The organism is Burkholderia sp. KBS0801 (assembly GCF_005937855.2).
Lineage (GTDB): Bacteria > Pseudomonadota > Gammaproteobacteria > Burkholderiales > Burkholderiaceae > Burkholderia > Burkholderia ambifaria.
In genome coordinates, this window is record NZ_CP042177.1 from 214,432 (window position 1) to 232,553 (window position 18,122).

At 68.8% G+C, this 18,122-nt stretch carries 16 protein-coding genes and 1 riboswitch; all 16 genes read left to right on the forward strand.

The window, feature by feature from the left end:
- Positions 1-10 precede the first annotated feature (10 nt).
- The 16 genes from FFI87_RS00965 to ahcY all read left to right on the forward strand — a co-directional run bounded on the left by FFI87_RS00965 (position 11) and on the right by ahcY (position 18,089).
- Complete coding sequence (locus FFI87_RS00965; protein WP_138848403.1) at positions 11-1,957, forward strand: methyl-accepting chemotaxis protein; 1,947 nt, start codon at positions 11-13, stop codon at positions 1,955-1,957.
- 3 nt (positions 1,958-1,960) lie between these two features.
- Positions 1,961-2,938 (forward strand): CheR family methyltransferase, encoded by a 978-nt coding sequence (locus tag FFI87_RS00970; protein WP_138848402.1) that lies wholly within the window; start codon positions 1,961-1,963, stop codon positions 2,936-2,938.
- Entirely contained in the window at positions 2,935-3,696 is a 762-nt protein-coding gene (cheD, locus tag FFI87_RS00975) for a chemoreceptor glutamine deamidase CheD (RefSeq protein ID WP_012362828.1), read from the forward strand. Before FFI87_RS00970 ends, cheD begins: the two co-directional genes overlap by 4 nt.
- On the forward strand, positions 3,693-4,784 hold the full coding sequence (locus FFI87_RS00980; protein WP_006754881.1) for a chemotaxis response regulator protein-glutamate methylesterase: 1,092 nt from the start codon (positions 3,693-3,695) through the stop codon (positions 4,782-4,784). The genes cheD and FFI87_RS00980 overlap by 4 nt, the downstream gene beginning before the upstream one ends.
- A 67-nt stretch (positions 4,785-4,851) precedes the next feature.
- On the forward strand, positions 4,852-5,247 hold the full coding sequence (gene cheY / locus FFI87_RS00985) for a chemotaxis response regulator CheY (RefSeq protein ID WP_006754880.1): 396 nt from the start codon (positions 4,852-4,854) through the stop codon (positions 5,245-5,247).
- Position 5,248: 1 nt separating this feature from the next.
- The gene (gene cheZ, locus FFI87_RS00990; RefSeq protein ID WP_006754879.1) at positions 5,249-5,980 is read left to right on the forward strand and encodes a protein phosphatase CheZ; all 732 of its coding nucleotides are present in this window, start codon (positions 5,249-5,251) and stop codon (positions 5,978-5,980) included.
- A gap of 286 nt (positions 5,981-6,266) precedes the next feature.
- Positions 6,267-6,770, forward strand: coding sequence for a DUF2844 domain-containing protein (locus FFI87_RS00995; RefSeq protein WP_138848401.1), 504 nt, complete (start codon positions 6,267-6,269; stop codon positions 6,768-6,770).
- A gap of 16 nt (positions 6,771-6,786) precedes the next feature.
- Positions 6,787-8,013, forward strand: coding sequence for a DUF3443 domain-containing protein (locus FFI87_RS01000; RefSeq protein WP_138848400.1), 1,227 nt, complete (start codon positions 6,787-6,789; stop codon positions 8,011-8,013).
- Positions 8,014-8,175: 162 nt separating this feature from the next.
- Positions 8,176-8,673 carry a VOC family protein gene (locus tag FFI87_RS01005; RefSeq protein WP_012362831.1) on the forward strand — a complete coding sequence of 166 codons (498 nt, stop codon included), beginning with the start codon at positions 8,176-8,178 and terminating at the stop codon, positions 8,671-8,673.
- 360 nt (positions 8,674-9,033) lie between these two features.
- Positions 9,034-9,414 carry a DUF805 domain-containing protein gene (locus FFI87_RS01010; protein WP_012362832.1) on the forward strand — a complete coding sequence of 127 codons (381 nt, stop codon included), beginning with the start codon at positions 9,034-9,036 and terminating at the stop codon, positions 9,412-9,414.
- A gap of 275 nt (positions 9,415-9,689) precedes the next feature.
- Positions 9,690-10,889: a flagellar biosynthesis protein FlhB gene (flhB, locus tag FFI87_RS01015; RefSeq protein WP_138848399.1), complete on the forward strand. Its 1,200-nt coding sequence runs from the start codon at positions 9,690-9,692 to the stop codon at positions 10,887-10,889.
- Positions 10,886-12,988 (forward strand): flagellar biosynthesis protein FlhA, encoded by a 2,103-nt coding sequence (flhA, locus tag FFI87_RS01020; protein WP_138848398.1) that lies wholly within the window; start codon positions 10,886-10,888, stop codon positions 12,986-12,988. The genes flhB and flhA overlap by 4 nt, the downstream gene beginning before the upstream one ends.
- The gene (flhF, locus tag FFI87_RS01025) at positions 12,985-14,757 is read left to right on the forward strand and encodes a flagellar biosynthesis protein FlhF (protein ID WP_138848397.1); all 1,773 of its coding nucleotides are present in this window, start codon (positions 12,985-12,987) and stop codon (positions 14,755-14,757) included. The genes flhA and flhF overlap by 4 nt, the downstream gene beginning before the upstream one ends.
- A complete protein-coding gene (locus tag FFI87_RS01030; protein ID WP_012362835.1) occupies positions 14,750-15,568 on the forward strand; it encodes an AAA family ATPase in 819 nt (272 codons plus the stop codon). Before flhF ends, FFI87_RS01030 begins: the two co-directional genes overlap by 8 nt.
- A 14-nt stretch (positions 15,569-15,582) precedes the next feature.
- Positions 15,583-16,317 carry an RNA polymerase sigma factor FliA gene (locus FFI87_RS01035; RefSeq protein ID WP_006760814.1) on the forward strand — a complete coding sequence of 245 codons (735 nt, stop codon included), beginning with the start codon at positions 15,583-15,585 and terminating at the stop codon, positions 16,315-16,317.
- Positions 16,318-16,520: 203 nt separating this feature from the next.
- A riboswitch (S-adenosyl-L-homocysteine riboswitch) is annotated at positions 16,521-16,636 on the forward strand.
- Between the two features lie 34 nt (positions 16,637-16,670).
- Complete coding sequence (gene ahcY / locus FFI87_RS01040) at positions 16,671-18,089, forward strand: adenosylhomocysteinase (protein ID WP_011655697.1); 1,419 nt, start codon at positions 16,671-16,673, stop codon at positions 18,087-18,089.
- Positions 18,090-18,122: the final 33 nt, after the last annotated feature.

An 18,122-nucleotide genomic window follows, 5' to 3' on the forward strand; every position in this document is an offset into this window, starting at 1 on the left:
AGAATCTGCAATGTTGCATAACTGGTCGATCCGCACGACGCTCACGGCGGTCGGACTCATCCTCGTGTGCCTGGCCGCCGCGGTCGGCGGCCTCGGCCTTTACGCGCTCGATCACGCGAGCCGTTCGCTCGACGAGATCGCGCACGTCGATCTGCCGGCGATCCACACGCTCGACGACACGTCGTCGTACCTGCTGCGCGCACGCGTGTCGCTCGACCGCTTCCGCTCGCTGACCGAGGCCGGCAACACGGCCGACGCGAGCAAGGTGCTCGAGCGCGCGCAGGAGCTGTACACGAAGTCGAACCAGAACTGGCAGGCGTTCCAGGCGACGTCGAAGCTCGGCATCGAGCAGGCGCTCGTCGACGATCTCGCCGCGCGCTACGCGACGATCATGAAGGAAGGCGTCGAGCCGGAATTCGCGGCCGCGCGCGCGGGCGACATGGCGGCCTATCACGCGATCGCCGACACCAAGATCAGCCCGATGTTCGTCGCGTACGACCAGGCGGCGGCGGCCGTGGTCGCGTCGCTGCAGAAGCGCGCGGAAGACCGCCAGGCCGCGACGCAGTCGCAGATCTCGATGATGATCGGCCTGATCGCGGCCGGCGTCGCGATCGCGTTCGTCGTCGTGATCGCGATCCGCTTCGCGCTGCGCGGGCTGATCATCAATCCGCTCGAAGCCGCGATCGCGCACTTCGAGCGCATCGCCGGCGGCGACCTCACGCAGCCGGTGAACGTGTCCAGCACCAACGAAATCGGCCGCCTGTTCGGCGGCATCAAGCGGATGCAGGACGCGGTGACGACGATGGTGCAGGCCGTGCATCGCGGCACCGAGTCGATCGACGTCGGCGCGCGCGAGATCTCGACCGGCAACACCGACCTGTCGCAGCGCACCGAGGAGCAGGCCGCGTCGCTGCAGGAAACCGCATCGAGCATGGAGCAGCTGACGGGCACCGTGCGCCAGAACGCGGAGAACGCGCGGCAGGCGAGCCAGCTCGCGGTGAACGCGTCCGACATCGCGACGCAGGGCGGCGACGTCGTCGGCCAGGTCGTGTCGACGATGCAGGACATCGCGGCGAGCTCGGGGAAGGTCGTCGACATCATCGGCACGATCGAAGGCATCGCGTTCCAGACCAACATCCTCGCGCTGAACGCGGCGGTCGAAGCCGCGCGCGCGGGCGAGCAGGGGCGCGGCTTCGCGGTGGTCGCGGGCGAAGTGCGCTCGCTGGCCCAGCGCAGCGCGAGCGCCGCGAAGGAAATCAAGCAGCTGATCGGCGATTCGGCCGAGAAGGTCGAAAGCGGGTCGGCGCTCGTCGCGCGGGCCGGTTCGACGATGGACGAGATCGTGCAGGCCGTGCGCCGCGTGACCGACATCATGGGCGAGATCAGCGCCGCGTCGGACGAGCAGTCGACCGGCATCGAGCAGGTCAATCGCGCGGTCGGCCAGATGGACTCGGTCACGCAGCAGAACGCGGCGCTCGTCGAGCAGGCAGCGGCGGCGGCCGCGTCGCTCGAGGAGCAGACGCGCCAGATGAAGGCGATCGTATCGGGCTGGCGCGTCACGGGCGGCATCGCGATGGCGCCGGCGCGCGGCGCCGCGCGCCCGGCCGCACAAGCCCAGGCCCCGGCGTCGCCGTCGGAGAGCCGTCACGAAGCCACGCCGGCGGCGCCGGCAGCGCACGCACCGCAGGCCGCTGCCCAGCCGCCCCGCCGCACGGCGCCCGCGCCGCACGCCGCGGCACCGGCGACGCGCCACGCAGCAAAGCCCACGACGGATTCCGCCGCACGCGCATCGAAGGACGCGCCGGCCGCCGGCGGCTACGGCCCGCGTCTCGCGAAGGGCGCCGCAGCAGCGCCCAAGCCGGCCGACAAGCCCGCGCTGGTGCGTCCGGCGCTGAACGGCGAGAAGCCGGCGCTGGCCGCGGCCGGTGCCTCCGACGACGACTGGGAGACCTTCTAAGCCATGCCGTCCGCGCGCGCACCGTTTCGACCCGATGCACCGGATACCTCGCCCCGCGCGGGCGAGCCGGGGCGCGACTTCGCGTTTACCGGCGCGGATTTCGCACGCATCCGCGCGCTGATCCATCAACGCGCGGGCATCTCGCTGTCCGAGCACAAGCGCGACATGGCGTACAGCCGGCTGGCACGCCGGCTGCGCGCACGCGGCCTCGACACGTTCCGCGACTACCTCGACCTGCTCGAGCAGGAGGACGATCCGCTCGAGTGGGAGGCGTTCACCAACGCGCTGACGACGAACCTGACCGCGTTCTTCCGCGAGTCGCACCATTTCCCGATCCTGGCCGACTTCGTGAAGGGGCGTGCGGCGCCCGTGTCGGTGTGGTGTTCGGCGGCGTCGACCGGCGAGGAGCCTTACTCGATCGCGATCACGCTGATCGAGGCGCTCGGCGAATCGGCCGCGCGCGGCGCGTCGATCCTCGCGACCGACCTCGACACGCAGGTGCTCGCGAAGGCCGAGGCCGGCATCTATACGTACGACCAGGTCAAGCACCTGAGCCCGGAGCGGCTCAAGCGCTTCTTCCTGAAGGGCACCGGCGCGCAGGCCGGCCGCGTGAAGGTGCGCCCGGAACTGCGCGCGATGATCCGCTTCGAGCAGCTGAACCTGACCGATGCCGACTACGGGATCGCGAAGCCGTTCGACGCGATCTTCTGCCGCAACGTGATGATCTATTTCGACAAGCCGACGCAAGGGCAGGTGCTGTCGCGCTTCGAGCCGCTCGTGAAGCCGGGCGGGCTGCTGTTCGCCGGGCATTCGGAGAATTTCACGTACGTGTCGCAGGCGTTCCGGCTGCGCGGGCAGACGGTGTACGAACTGACGCGCGATGCCGCGCAAGGCTCGCGCCCGCGCGGCGCGACGCCGGCCGCCGCAGCGCCGCCGCGCGCGCCTGCGCGTGCCGCGCTCGCTTACGGAGAACGCGGATGAGCGGCCTGCCGATCGCGACCAATCGCTACTTCGACAACCACTTCGAACGCCCGGGCGTGAAGCTGCTGCCGAATGAGTTCTACACGACGTCCGAGGACATGGTGCTGATGACCGTGCTCGGCTCGTGCGTCGCCGCGTGCCTGCACGATCCGCTCGCCGGCATCGGCGGGATGAATCACTTCATGCTGCCCGACGACGGCGCCGATGCCGGCGCGGCCGCGTCGGATTCGATGCGTTACGGCGCATACGCGATGGAAGTGCTGATCAACGAACTGATCAAGGCCGGCGGCCGCCGCGAGCGCCTCGAGGCGAAGGTGTTCGGCGGCGCGGCCGTGCTGGCCGGGATGACGACGATCAACATCGGCGATCGCAACGCGGATTTCGTGCGCCGCTATCTCGCGCTCGAGCGCATCCGCATCACCGCGGAGGATCTGCAGGGCGTGCACCCGCGCAAGGTCGCGTTCATGCCGCGCACCGGGCGCGCGATGGTGAAGAAGCTGCGGCTGCAGGTGCCGGGCGTGACCGAGCGCGAAGCCGCGCTGGCGCGCGAGGCCGACCGCGTGCGGGCCGGCCGCCAGCGCGCGCACGTCGAGCTGTTCGCGGCGAAGCGGCCGGCCGCGCCGCCGCCGGCGCGCCCGCGCATCGAGCTGTTCGGCGCCCGCGGCGCCGGCGGCGCGCAGACGACGACTACCAAGACCGCCAGCCCGTATGCCGGCAGCCCGACCGCGGCCAACCTTTCGAGAAAGCAGGAGGCATGACCGCAGTGCAGAAGATCAAAGTGTTGTGCGTCGACGATTCGGCGCTGATCCGCAGCCTGATGACGGAGATCATCAACAGCCAGCCCGACATGACGGTGTGCGCGACCGCGCCCGATCCGCTCGTCGCGCGCGATCTCATCAAGCAGCACAACCCGGACGTCCTGACGCTGGACGTCGAAATGCCGCGCATGGACGGGCTCGACTTCCTCGAGAAGCTGATGCGCCTGCGGCCGATGCCGGTCGTGATGGTGTCGTCGCTGACCGAGCGCGGCTCCGAGATCACGCTGCGCGCGCTCGAACTCGGCGCGGTGGATTTCGTCACGAAGCCGCGCGTCGGGATTCGCGACGGCATGCTCGACTACGCGGAAAAGCTCGCGGACAAGATCCGCGCGGCGTCGCGCGCCCGCGTGCGGCAGACGCCGCAGCCGCAGGCCGCCGCGCCCACGGCGAGCGGCCAGCCGGCCGCGCCGATGATCAACAACCCGCTCGTCAGTACCGAGAAGCTGATCATCATCGGCGCGTCGACGGGCGGCACCGAGGCGATCCGCGAGGTGCTGACGCCGCTGCCGCCGGATGCGCCGGCGGTGCTGATCGCGCAGCACATGCCGCCCGGCTTCACCAAGTCGTTCGCGCAGCGGCTGAACGGCCTGTGCCGGATCGCGGTGAAGGAAGCCGAGCACGGGGAACGCGTGCTGCCGGGCCATGCGTACATCGCACCGGGCCATGCGCACCTGCTGCTCGCGCGCAGCGGCGCGAACTACATCGCGCAGTTGTCGGACGAGCCGCCGGTGAACCGCCACCGGCCGTCGGTCGACGTGCTGTTCCGCTCGGCGGCGCAGCACGCGGGCAAGAACGCGATCGGCGTGATCCTCACGGGGATGGGCCGCGACGGCGCGGCCGGCCTGCTGGACATGAAGCGCGCGGGCGCCCACACGTTCGCGCAGGACGAGGCGAGCTGCATCGTGTTCGGGATGCCGCGCGAGGCGATCGCGCTCGGCGGCGCGGACGAGGTCGTCTCGCTGGCCGAGATGAGCCGGCGCGTGATGGCGCGCCTGGCGACGATGGGCGATCGGGTGCAGCGCGTCTGAATCAAATGTCACGGGGCACGTGCGTTGCTACGAGCCCTGACGGTAACGAATCTGCAAAGGAACGACGATGGACAAGAGCATGAAAATCCTGGTGGTGGACGATTTCCCGACGATGCGCCGGATCGTCCGCAACCTGCTCAAGGAACTGGGCTACACGAACGTCGACGAAGCCGAGGACGGCGCGGCCGGCCTCGCGCGGCTGCGCGGCGGCGGCTTCGACTTCGTGATCTCCGACTGGAACATGCCGAACCTCGACGGCCTCGCGATGCTGAAGGAAATTCGCGCGGACGCGACGCTCACGCACCTGCCGGTGCTGATGGTCACGGCCGAGTCGAAGAAGGAGAACATCATCGCGGCCGCGCAGGCGGGAGCGAGCGGCTATGTCGTGAAGCCGTTCACGGCCGCGACGCTCGACGAGAAGCTGAACAAGATCATCGACAAGATGGCGAAGGCCGGGAGCTGACGTGAACCAGCCGATCCATGCAGCGCTCGCCAGCGCGGCGTTCAGCGCCGACAGCCACGCCGAAGGCGCCGATTTCGCGAGCGACCGGATCCTCGCGCGCATCGGCCAGGTCACGCGCGCGCTGCGCGACTCGATGCGCGAACTGGGGCTCGACAAGCACGTCGAGCGCGCGGCGGAAGCCGTGCCCGATGCGCGCGACCGGCTGCGCTACGTCGCGACGATGACCGAGCAGGCGGCCGAGCGCGTGCTGAACGCGATCGAGATCGCGAAGCCGGTGCAGGAGCGCATCCAGAACGAGGCCGAGGCGCTCGACGCGCGCTGGACCCAGTGGTACGCGGCCCCGATCGAGCACGCGGAAGTGCGCGAGCTGATGGACGACACGCGCACGTTCCTGCACGCGCTGCCCGACGCGACGTCGGCGACCAGCGCGCAGCTGCTGGAGATCATGCTCGCGCAGGACTTCCAGGACCTGACCGGGCAGGTGATCAAGAAGATCATGGACATGGTCTACCTGATCGAGCAGCAGCTGCTCACCGTGCTCGTCGAGAACATCGCGCCCGAGCGGCGCGAGCAGTTCGCGGCGACCGCCGCCGCGCTCGCGGCCGAGCAGATCAGCGCGACCGGCAGCCCCGAGTCGCTGCTGAACGGGCCGCAGATCGCGCCGGAAGGCAAGTCAGACGTCGTGCAGGACCAGGGGCAGGTCGACGACCTGCTCGCAAGCCTCGGCTTCTGAGGCGGCCCCGCGGCTTCTGATCGCATCGGCGCCGCTCCCTGTCGCGGAGCGGCCCGACGCGCATGGCTTTCGCCGGTTTCCCCCCACCGGCCGGGAGCGGGCTGTTGCGCGCGTCGTGCCCTTCGTGCCCTTCGTGCCGCGACGATTTGACACTCCGGCACACTCCGCAGGCATACTACGCGTCAGCAGTAACGACGCGTCATTTTTACGACTTTCATATGTTGGCCGGTGGCGCCGAGCCTGATGGGGCCCGCCGGCAACGAAGCCAGTCCCTTTGGGGGGGAACGTGAAGCTGAAACGCTTGGGCTGGGCCGCCGCGCACGCGACGGCTGCAATGGGTGTGCTGTGGAGCTTCCACGCACATGCCGAACTGGGCGGCGCGCCGATGTCGCCGCCGGCGGACGATCACGCCGCCACCGTGCGCGCGATGCAGCGCGCGATGCGCTCGGCCGACGGCGCGCAGGCGAGCACGGCCGCCTACACCGTCCGCGAGATCACGCTCGGATCGGGCACCGTCATCCACGAATACACGAGCGCCGCGGGCACCGTGTTCGGCCTTGCCTGGCGCGGGCCGAGCATGCCGGACCTCGCGTCGCTGCTCGGCAGCTATTTCCCGCAGTACACCGCCGGCGTCCAGGCCGCGCACGCGGCGCGCGGCTGGCGCGCGCCCGTGTCCGTCGATACGAGCGGGCTCGTGATCCGCACCGGCGGCCACATGGGCGCCTTCGCGGGCCAGGCGTGGCTGCCGGCCGCGCTGCCTGCCGGTCTGTCCGGCACCGACATCCAGTGACAGCGGGAGAGCGATCTTGAGAATTCCTCGTACCTTCAAGCGCTGGGTCGGCGTGCTGGGCCTGGCGGCTGCCACGGCCATGCTCGTGAGCGCATGCGGCGGCGGCGACGACAACAACGGCGGTAGCGGCGGCAACGTATCGGACGGCAATACCGCGAACACGGCCGTGATCACGGTCGGCAGCGGCGTCGCGCAAGTGATCAACATCCCGACCGTCACCCTGAAGATCTGCGCGCCGGGCACGTCGAACTGCCAGGTGGTCAACAACGTGCTGGTCGACACCGCGTCGTACGGGCTGCGGCTGGTCGGCAGCGCCGTGGGCGTGTTGAACAACCTGCCGCAGGTGACGAGCGGCGGCGCGCCGGTCGCCGAATGCGGGAAGTTCGTGTCGAGCTACACGTGGGGCACGGTGCGTACCGTCGACCTGACGATCGGCTCCGAGCACGCGGCTTCGCTGCCGGTGCAGATCATCGGCGACCTCGGCACGAGCAACGTACCGAGCTCGTGCACGAACGGCGGCGCGTCAGCCAACACGGCGCGCGACCTCGGCGCGAACGGCATCCTCGGCATCGGGCCGGCGCCGGTCGATTGCGGCACGAACTGCGCGACGTTGACGTCGGCGACGTACAACAACTACTACGCGTGCCCGAACGGCAATTCGAGCTGCACGGTGGCGCTGGTGCCGGTGGCGCAGCAGGTGGCCAACCCGGTCCATCGCTTCGCGACCGACAACAACGGCGTGATCGTGCAGATGCCGAACATCTCGAACAGCGGGCAGGGCAGCGCGACGGGCCTGCTGACGTTCGGAATCGGCACGCAGAGCAACAACGCGCTCGGGGCGTCGACGGTGTTGACGTCGACGACGACGGGCGACGTCAGCGCGACGTTCCTCGGCAGCAGCGCGATGGCGTTCTTCGATACGGGCTCGAACGCGTACTTCTTCGACGATTCGTCGCAGAGGAAGTGCTCGACCAATACGCAGTTCTATTGCCCGACCTCGTCGACCACCTATACGGCGACGCTGACCGGCAGGAACGGTGCGTCGGGCGGCGTGTCGATGCCCGTCGTGAACGCCGATGCGGTGTTCGCAAACGCGTCGACGTTCGCGTTCAACGACATCGCCGGCCCGTTCGGCATGTCCGGCTGGCTCGATCTCGGCATGCCGCACTTCTACGGCAAGACGATCTACTTCGGGATGGACAAGACGTCGACCGGCGGGCAGCAGCCTTACGTCGCGTTCTGAGCGCGCACGAACGGCAGCAAGAGGGGGCGAGCGATCGCCCCCTTTTTTTATCCCGGCGGCCGCGGCGGGCGGACTACGTACCGGGCGGCCGCGCCACGCCGGCATAGCGCCTACGATATAAGACCGGCACCGGTGCCGGCACGACATCGAGGAGACAGCGCCATGAGTCAGCGCATTCAACGCATCACGCCGTTTCTGTGGTTCGACCAGGACGCGGAGGCGGCCGCCCGCTTCTACGTGTCGGTGTTCGACGACGCGCGCATCCTGCACGTCGCCCGGTACGGCAAATCCGGCGCGCAGGCGTCGGGCCAGGCCGAGGGCACGGTGATGACGGTGTCGTTCGAACTCGACGGGCAGGCGTTTCTCGCGCTCAACGGCGGGCCGGTGTTTCCGCTCACGCCGGCCGTGTCATTCGTCGTCAATTGCCGCGACCAGCAGGAGATCGACCGCTACTGGGCGGCGCTGGCCGAAGGCGGCGACGAGCGCGCGCAGCAGTGCGGCTGGCTGCGCGACCGCTTCGGCGTGTCGTGGCAGGTGGTGCCCGTGCAGATGGCCGAGCTGATGACGGGCGACCCGGCGCGTGCCGAACGCGTGATGGCGCAGGTGATAAAGATGAAGAAGCTCGATCTCGATGCGCTGCAGCAGGCGGCGGCCGGCTAGCGCGAATGCCGGCCGGGAGGCGGTATTTTCGATGCGGGCATGCGACGCACGAAGCGATTCCCGGCCAGCCGGTAAATCGGTCGCGATCTGACCGGTTCGATTATCGATCGTGATCCGTTTCATCCTGGCGTAATCAATTCCTGGATTATCCCGCTGATATTTTTGTCGGGGCGTTGCGATCATAAAAATGGCGTGACATGCACTCGGCGATCCGGCGCGCCGTTGCTGTGGCCGCTCCGGCGCCATGAACGCGTCGCCACGGCGATCGGCACGCGAAAAGAGATGCGACGTGTGGAAATTCAAACTTATAATGCCCCCGTTGTTTCCGGGGTCGTCGATTAAAAACAGGAGGGCAATAAGATGAATTTCACCGAAGCCATTCGTTCCGTATTCAATCAGTATGCGAAATTCGAAGGCCGCGCACGCCGCGCCGAATACTGGTATTTCGCGCTGCTCACCGGCGTCGTGTCGATCGCCTGCCAACTGCTTGCCGCCGCCGGCCGCGAAAGTGGCGCGATTCCGCTGCTGCTGGCGATCGTCGCGCTGGTCGTGTCGCTCGCGCTGGTGCTGCCGAGCCTCGCGGTCACAGTGCGCCGCCTGCACGATACGGGCCGCTCCGGCTGGTTTCTGCTGATCGCGTTCATTCCGCTCATTGGCGGGATCCTGCTGCTCGTGTGGATGTGCTCGCGCGGCACGAACGGGCCGAACCGTTTCGGCACGGATCCGATTCCGGCGATCTGAGCGTTGCCTGCCCCGACGCGCGGCCGTCGCGTCGGGGGCGGGCCGATAGTTCACCGCCTCACCACCTCCTCCGCTTCACCACACCCCTCGCACACGCGTTTCCCCCACGATCCTCGGCCCGCCACACCCCACGCAGCCTCCCCCCGCACCGGCTTGCCCGATTCCCCGAAATACCCCCCTTTCCCGGCTTTGCTCGACCGATCGGCGTTTGACCCGCGCATGAATAATCGGTGTCACTGGAAAGCGGCATTTCGCCGTACCCGACTGGAGGCCCCGTGGCAGACGAGAGCGATCTCGACAGAACCGAAGCCGCCACTCCGAGGCGCCGCGAAAAGGCGCGCGAGGAGGGGCAGGTCGCGCGTTCGCGCGAGCTGGCTTCGTTCGCGCTGCTCGCGGCCGGCTTCTACGGTGCGTGGCTGCTCGCGGCTCCGTCGGGCGCCCATCTCCAGGCCATGCTGCGCGGCGCGTTCGCGTTCGATCGCGCCACCGCGTTCGACACGCACCGGATGCTGTCGGCGGCCGGCAGCGCGAGCATCGAAGGGCTTGCCGCGCTGCTGCCGATCCTCGCGCTCACCGGCCTTGCCGCGCTGCTCGCGCCGATGGCGCTCGGCGGCTGGCTGATCTCGCAGAAGACCTTCGAGCTGAAGTTCGACCGCCTGAACCCGATCTCGGGCCTCGGCCGCATCTTCTCGATCCAGGGGCCGATCCAGCTCGGGATGTCGCTCGCGAAGACGCTTGTCGTCGGCGGGATCGGCGGCATCGCGATCTGGCGCAGCAAGGACGAGCTGCTCGGTCTCGCGACCCAGCCGCTCGGCTCGGCGGTTGCCGATGCGATGCATCTGGTCGCCGTGTGCTGCGGCACGACGGTCGCCGGAATGCTGGTGGTCGCCGCGCTCGACGTGCCTTACCAAATCTGGCAGTACAACAAGAAGTTGCGCATGACGAAGGAAGAAGTGAAGCGCGAGCATCGCGAGAACGAGGGCGATCCGCACGTGAAGGGCCGCATCCGCCAGCAGCAGCGCGCGATCGCGCGGCGCCGGATGATGGCCGCCGTGCCGAAGGCCGACGTGGTCGTCACGAACCCGACGCACTTCGCCGTCGCGCTGCAGTACACGGACGGCGAGATGCGCGCGCCGAAGGTCGTCGCGAAGGGCGTGAACCTCGTCGCCGCGCGCATCCGCGAACTCGCGGCCGAGCACAACGTGCCGCTGCTCGAAGCGCCGCCGCTCGCGCGTGCGCTGTATCACAACGTCGAAATCGAACGCGAGATTCCCGGCTCGCTGTACTCGGCCGTCGCCGAGGTGCTCGCGTGGGTGTACCAGCTGCGGCGCTTCCGCTCGGAAGGCGGCGCCTTCCCGGCCGCGCCGGTCGATCTCGACGTGCCGGCCGACCTCGACAAGGGGACGTCGGTATCGGCCGACGACGCGCGTGAAGAAGCCGAGGACACGCTCGGCACGCAAGGGAACGCAGCATGAGCACCCCGACCACCGGCCTGTTCGCCAAACGCACGAACCCGTTCGCGGGTGCCAACCTGCGCGGGCTCGCGGGTCCGATCCTCATCTGCATGATCCTGGGGATGATGATCCTGCCGCTGCCGCCGCTGCTGCTGGATCTGCTGTTCACCTTCAACATCGCGCTGTCGGTGATGGTGCTGCTCGTCAGCATGTACACGATGAAGCCGCTCGACTTCGCGGCGTTCCCGAGCGTGCTGCTGTTCTCGACGCTGTTGCGCCTGTCGCTGAACGTCGCGTCGACGCGCGTCGTGCTGCTCGAGGGCCACACCGGCCCCGACGCGGCCGGCCAGGTGATCGAGGCGTTCGGCCACTTCCTCGTCGGCGGCAACTTCGCGGTCGGCATCGTCGTGTTCGTGATCCTGATGATCATCAACTTCATGGTGATCACGAAGGGCGCGGGGCGGATCGCCGAAGTGTCCGCGCGCTTCACGCTCGACGCGATGCCCGGCAAGCAGATGGCGATCGACGCCGACCTGAACGCGGGCCTCATCAACGAGGAGCAGGCACGCAAGCGCCGCCTGGCCGTGTCGCAGGAGGCCGAGTTCTACGGGTCGATGGACGGCGCGTCGAAGTTCGTGCGCGGCGACGCGATCGCGGGCCTGATCATCATGGCGATCAACGTGATCGGCGGGCTGATCGTCGGGATGGTGCAGCACGACATGAGCTTCACGGCGGCCGGCACCAACTACACGCTGCTGACGATCGGCGACGGCCTAGTCGCGCAGATCCCGTCGCTCGTGATCTCGACGGCGGCCGGCGTGATCGTGTCGCGCGTGGCGACCGACGAGGACATCGGCACGCAGATCACCGGCCAGCTGTTCACGAACCCGCGGGTGCTGAACATCACCGGCGCGATCATCGTGCTGATGGGGCTGATCCCCGGCATGCCGCACTTCGCGTTCCTCGCGCTCGGCGCCGGCGCGATCTGGCTGGCCCGCACGCAGAGCCGCCGCGCGGCCGCTCGCTTGGCCGCCGGCGACGTGACCGAGGTCGCGCCGCCCGCCGCGTTGCCGGGCGACAGCCACGAGGCGACCTGGGACGACGTGCAGCTGATCGACCCGCTCGGCCTCGAAGTCGGCTACCGGCTGATTCCGCTCGTCGACAAGAACAGCGACGGCGAACTGCTCAAGCGCATCAAGAGCATCCGCAAGAAATTCGCGCAGGAAATCGGCTTCCTGCCGCCGGTGATCCATATCCGCGACAACCTCGAGCTGCGGCCGAACGCGTACCGGATCGCGCTGAAGGGCGTGGAGATCGGCGCGGGCGAAGTGTTCCCCGGCCAGTGGCTCGCGATCAACCCGGGCCAGGTGACTGCCGCGCTGCCGGGCGCCGCGACGCAGGACCCGGCGTTCGGGCTGCCGGCCGTGTGGATCGACGTCGCGATGCGCGAGCAGGCGCAGGTGTACGGCTACACGGTGGTCGACGCGAGCACGGTCGTCGCGACGCACCTCAACCATCTGGTCGTCCAGCACGCGGCCGAACTGCTCGGCCGCCAGGAAGTGCAGGCGCTCGTCGAGCGCACCGGCAAGGATGCGCCGTCGCTCGTCGAGGACCTCGTGCCGAAGACGATCTCGCTCACGACCCTGCAGAAAGTGCTGCAGAACCTGCTCGAGGAAGGCGTGCCGATCCGCGACATGCGCACGATCCTCGAGGCCGTGTCCGAACACGCCGGCCGCGGCGACGCGTACGAGATCACCGCCGCGGTGCGGCTGTCGCTCGGCCGCGCGATCACGCAGCAGTGGTATCCGGGCGCGGGCGAGATGCAGGTGATGGGCCTCGATTCGAATCTCGAGCGCGTGCTGTCGCAGGCGCTCGCCACCGGCGCGAACCCGGGCCTCGAGCCCGGCCTCGCGCACAACCTTCTGACCGGCACGCAACAGGCGATGCTGCGTCAACAGAATCTCGGGCTGCCGCCCGTGCTGCTGGTGCAGCACGCGCTGCGCGCGATGCTCGCGCGTTTCCTGCGCCGCAGCCTGCCGCAACTGAAAGTGCTGTCGTATGCCGAAGTGCCGGACACACGCACGATCAAAGTCGTTAACGTCATCGGGGGTTCCGCTTGAACATTCGCAAATTCACTGGCGCGACCAGCCGCGACGCGCTTCGCCTCGTGCGAGAGGCCCTGGGCGCCGACGCCGTCGTGCTGTCGAACCGCACGCTCGATGACGGCAGCGTCGAAATCGTCGCACTCGCCGACTCGGACCTCGCCGCGGTCACGCCGCCGGCGGCCGCCCGCCCGCGCACCGTCGCGTCGCGCGCACCGGAATCCGTGCCGGCCGCGGCCGTGCCCGGCATCGTGTCGCGCCCGGGCGCCGCGCTCGCGCGCCCGGCCATGAATCCGTATGCAGCCGGCGACGGCGGGCTGCCGGACGTGTTCTCGTCGGTGTTCGGCGCAAGCGCCGAAGCGACGCAACCGGCCGCGGAACCGGCCGCCTTCGATGCTGACGCACACGCAACGGACGCGGCAGCGCCGTCGCCGGCTGCGCCCGCGCCCGCTGTCGGCGCGCCGGCCGCATCGTCCGAACCCGCACCGTGGCTCGTCGAGCACGCGAAGCGCCTGACGCAGCAGCGCGAAGCGCTGATCGCCCGCGCGCAAGCGGCATCGGCTGCGCCGCAAGCGCAGGCACCGGCCCGCATGCAGCAGGACGCGGCAGCCGCGACGCCGGCCGGCTGGGCGCGCGACATCGTGCGCAACGCCGAACGCCGGATGCCGTCCGCGGCCGCCGCCGTCCGCGCAAGCGAAACGAATCAAACGAACGCCGCGAAGCCGGCCGAACGCACGCGCCTGTCCGCCGAAGCGGCCGCCGCGGTGGCCGACGCGGTGAAGGCGCGCATCGAGAGCATCGTCAACGACACGGTGATGCACGAGCTCGGCGCGATGCGCGGGATGATGGAAGAGCAGTTCGACAGCCTGATGTGGCACGACCGCCAGCGCCGCAGCCCGGTGCACGGCGCGCTGACCAGGCACCTGTTCTCGGCCGGCTTCTCCGCGCAGCTGGTGCGCATGATGGTCGACAACCTGCCGTCCGGCGACGGCGCGCAGACCTTCGAGCAAGCCGCCGAATGGGCGCAGTCGGTGCTCGCGGCGAACCTGCCGGTGCTCGAGAACGAAGATGCGCTGATGGAGCGCGGCGGCGTGTTCGCGCTGATGGGGCCGACCGGCGTCGGCAAGACGACCACCACCGCGAAGCTGGCGGCGCGCTGCGTGATGCGCTTCGGCGCGAGCAAGGTCGCACTGCTGACCACCGACAGCTATCGGATCGGTGGCCACGAGCAGCTGCGCATCTTCGGCAAGATCCTCGGCGTGCCCGTGCACGCGGTGAAGGATGCCGGCGACCTCGAGCTCGCGCTGTCCGAGCTGCGCAACAAGCACATCGTGCTGATCGACACGATCGGCATGAGCCAGCGCGATCGCGCGCTGTCCGACCAGATCGCGATGCTGCACGGCGCGAACGCGCCGGTGCAGCGCCTGCTGCTGCTCAACGCGACGAGCCACGGCGACACGCTCAACGAGGTCGTCCAGGCCTACCGCAGCGCGGCCGAATATCCCGACCTCGCCGGCTGCATCCTGACGAAGCTCGACGAGGCGACCCACCTCGGCGGCGTGCTCGACACCGTGATCCGCTACAAGCTGCCCATTCACTACGTGTCGACCGGCCAGAAGGTGCCGGAGAACCTGTACGTCGCGTCGACCAAATTCCTGCTGAAGAGCGCGTTCTGTGTGCCGCGCGACGGTTCGCCCTTCGTGCCCGAGGACGAGGACATGCCGACGCTGCTTTCCGCACTGACCGCCCGTTCCACCGCCGATCTGCACGAGGTGCGATTTGGATAAACGGATCATCGACCAGGCAGAAGGGCTGCGGCGCCTGCTGGCCGGGCGCGCGTCGCGCATCGTCGCGGTGACGGGCGGGCCGGCGGGCGTCGGCTGCACGACCACCGTCGTGAACGTCGCGGCGGCGCTGGCCGCGCTCGGCAAGGACGTGCTCGTCGTCGACGAGCGCGCCGACGTGCATTCGGCCTCGGCGACGCTGGCGGGCGCATGGCTGCGCGACGGCGAGCGCACGCGCGTCGCCGCCGGGTTCGGCCTGTGCGCGGCCGCGGGGTTCGCGCGCGACGGCTACAGCGATACGCAGTTGAGCGACTTCATCGACGGCCAGGCCGACATCGTGCTGGTCGACGCGCAGCTCGGCGCGGACGGCGCGTTCTCCGCGCTCGCGCGCGAGGCGCACGACGTGCTGATCGTCACGCGGGTGGCCGCGCAGGCGATCACCGAGGCGTACGCGTGCATGAAGCGGCTGCATTTCGCGCACGCGGTCGCGCAGTTCCGCGTGCTGACCAATCACGTCGGCAGCCACGCCGACGCCAGGACCGCCTTCGACAACCTCGCGGGCGTCGCGAGCCGCTACCTGACGGTGTCGATCGCCGACGCCGGCTGCGTGAGCGCCGATCCGCTCGCCGAGCATGCGCGCGACCTGATGCATACGGTGGTCGACGCGTTCCCGTCGTCGGCGGCCGCGCGCGATTACCGGCAGATTGCCGCCGATTTGCTGTACTGGCCGATGCGCCCGAGCTCCGGTGCGGGGCGTGCCGTGCACGCGGGCGGCAAGCCGTCGTACGAGGCGGGAGCGGCCCACGCCGCGTGAGGAAGGAGAGAGCCATGATGTACAACGCTCAAGGCAAGATGACCCAGGCCGACGTGCTCGCGCAATACGCGCCGCTCGTGCGGCGCCTGGGGCTGCAGCTCGTCGCGAAGATGCCGGCGAGCGTCGACCTCGACGACCTGATCCAGGCCGGCATGATCGGGCTGATGGATGCGGCCGGCCGCTACAAGGAAGACCAGGGCGCGCAGTTCGAGACCTACGCGACGCAGCGCATCCGCGGCGCGATGCTCGACGAGCTGCGCAGCAACGACTGGCTGCCGCGCAGCCTGCGCAAGACGTCGCGCGAGGTCGAGTACGCGGTGCACCAGGTCGAGCAGCAGCTCGGCCGCTCGGCGAGCGAGACCGAGATCGCGGAGCACCTGAAGATGCCGCTCGACGAATACCAGGGGATGCTGCAGGACCTGCACGGCAGCCAGCTCATCTACTACGAGGATTTCGATCGCGCGGCCGACGACGAGCCGTTCCTCGACCGCTATCGCGTCGATCACGCCGATCCGTTGTCGGCGCTGCTCGACGACCACCTGCGCGAGGCGCTCGTCGACGCGATCGACAGGCTGCCCGAGCGCGAGAAGCTGCTGATGTCGCTGTACTACGAGCGCGGGCTGAACCTGCGCGAGATCGGCGCGGTGCTCGAAGTGAGCGAGTCGCGCGTGTGCCAGCTGCACAGCCAGGCCGTCGCGCGCCTGCGCGCGCGGTTGCGCGAACAGGCGTGGGTCGGCGCGGAGAATTGAACGTCCGGACGGCAAGGGGGGGCGGCTCGTCATTCGCCCCGGCAGGTCCTCCATCGAAGGCGGTGCGCTCGATTGCCGCGCAATCCGCCCGCGCGCGTCTCAGTCTCAATAAAAGGGCGCGCTTCGGCCAGCGCGTCGCCGCATAGGGCATTCAACGGTCCGACACAAGAAATTTTCGTCGCGATTTGCTACAATCCCTCCCGTTTTCCGAGGAGCGTTGCGACGGACCTTCTGCGTCCGCCAGGCTCGGAAAGCTTCACCAAGCAGCCGTGCGGCGAGATTCGCGCCGGCCCCGCTTCCTGAACGGCGCTCACGTCACCAATTTCTAGAACTTTTTTAGAAAGGAGGGCGTGATGAACGCCATTATCGATTCGCAAGCTTCCAAGGATTACGTCGTCGCCGACATGGCGCTTGCCGGCTGGGGCCGCAAGGAACTGAACATCGCCGAGACCGAAATGCCCGGCCTCGTGCAGATCCGCGACGAATACAAGGCGCAGCAGCCGCTGAAGGGCGCGCGCATCGCGGGCTCGCTGCACATGACGATCCAGACCGGCGTGCTGATCGAGACGCTGAAGGCGCTCGGCGCCGATGTCCGCTGGGCATCGTGCAACATTTTCTCGACCCAGGATCACGCCGCTGCCGCGATCGTCGAAGCCGGCACGCCGGTGTTCGCGTTCAAGGGCGAGTCGCTCGACGAGTACTGGGAGTTCTCGCACCGCATCTTCGAATGGCCGAACGGCGAATTCGCGAACATGATCCTGGACGACGGCGGCGACGCAACGCTGCTGCTGATCCTCGGCGCGAAGGCCGAGAAGGACCGTTCGGTGATCGCGAAGCCGACCAACGAGGAAGAAGTCGCGCTGTACAAGTCGATCGCGAAGCACCTCGACGCCGACCCGACCTGGTACTCGACGCGCCTCGCGCACATCAAGGGCGTGACCGAAGAAACCACGACCGGCGTGCACCGCCTGTACCAGATGGAAAAGGACGGCCGCCTGCCGTTCCCGGCGTTCAACGTGAACGACTCGGTCACGAAGTCGAAGTTCGACAACCTGTACGGCTGCCGTGAATCGCTCGTCGACGGCATCAAGCGCGCGACCGACGTGATGATCGCGGGCAAGGTCGCGGTCGTCGCGGGCTACGGCGACGTGGGCAAGGGCTGCGCGCAGTCGCTGCGCGGCCTCGGCGCGACCGTGTGGATCACCGAAATCGATCCGATCTGCGCGCTGCAGGCGGCGATGGAAGGCTACCGCGTCGTGACGATGGAATACGCGGCCGACAAGGCCGACATCTTCGTGACGGCGACCGGCAACTACCACGTGATCAACCACGATCACATGAAGGCGATGCGCCACAACGCGATCGTCTGCAACATCGGTCACTTCGACTCGGAAATCGACGTTGCGTCGACCCGCCAGTACCAGTGGGAAAACATCAAGCCGCAGGTCGACCACATCATCTTCCCGGACGGCAAGCGCGTGATCCTGCTGGCCGAAGGCCGCCTCGTGAACCTTGGCTGCGCGACCGGCCACCCGTCGTTCGTGATGTCGAACTCGTTCGCGAACCAGACGCTCGCGCAGATCGAGCTGTTCGTGCGCGGCGCCGAGTACGAGAACAAGGTGTACGTGCTGCCGAAGCATCTCGATGAAAAGGTCGCGCGCCTGCACCTCGCGCGCATCGGCGCGAACCTGTCCGTGCTGACGGACGAGCAGGCTTCGTACATCGGCGTGCAGAAGGACGGCCCGTTCAAGCCGAACCACTACCGCTACTGATGCGCCGCCGCCGTGCCGCGCGCGCCCCGCTTC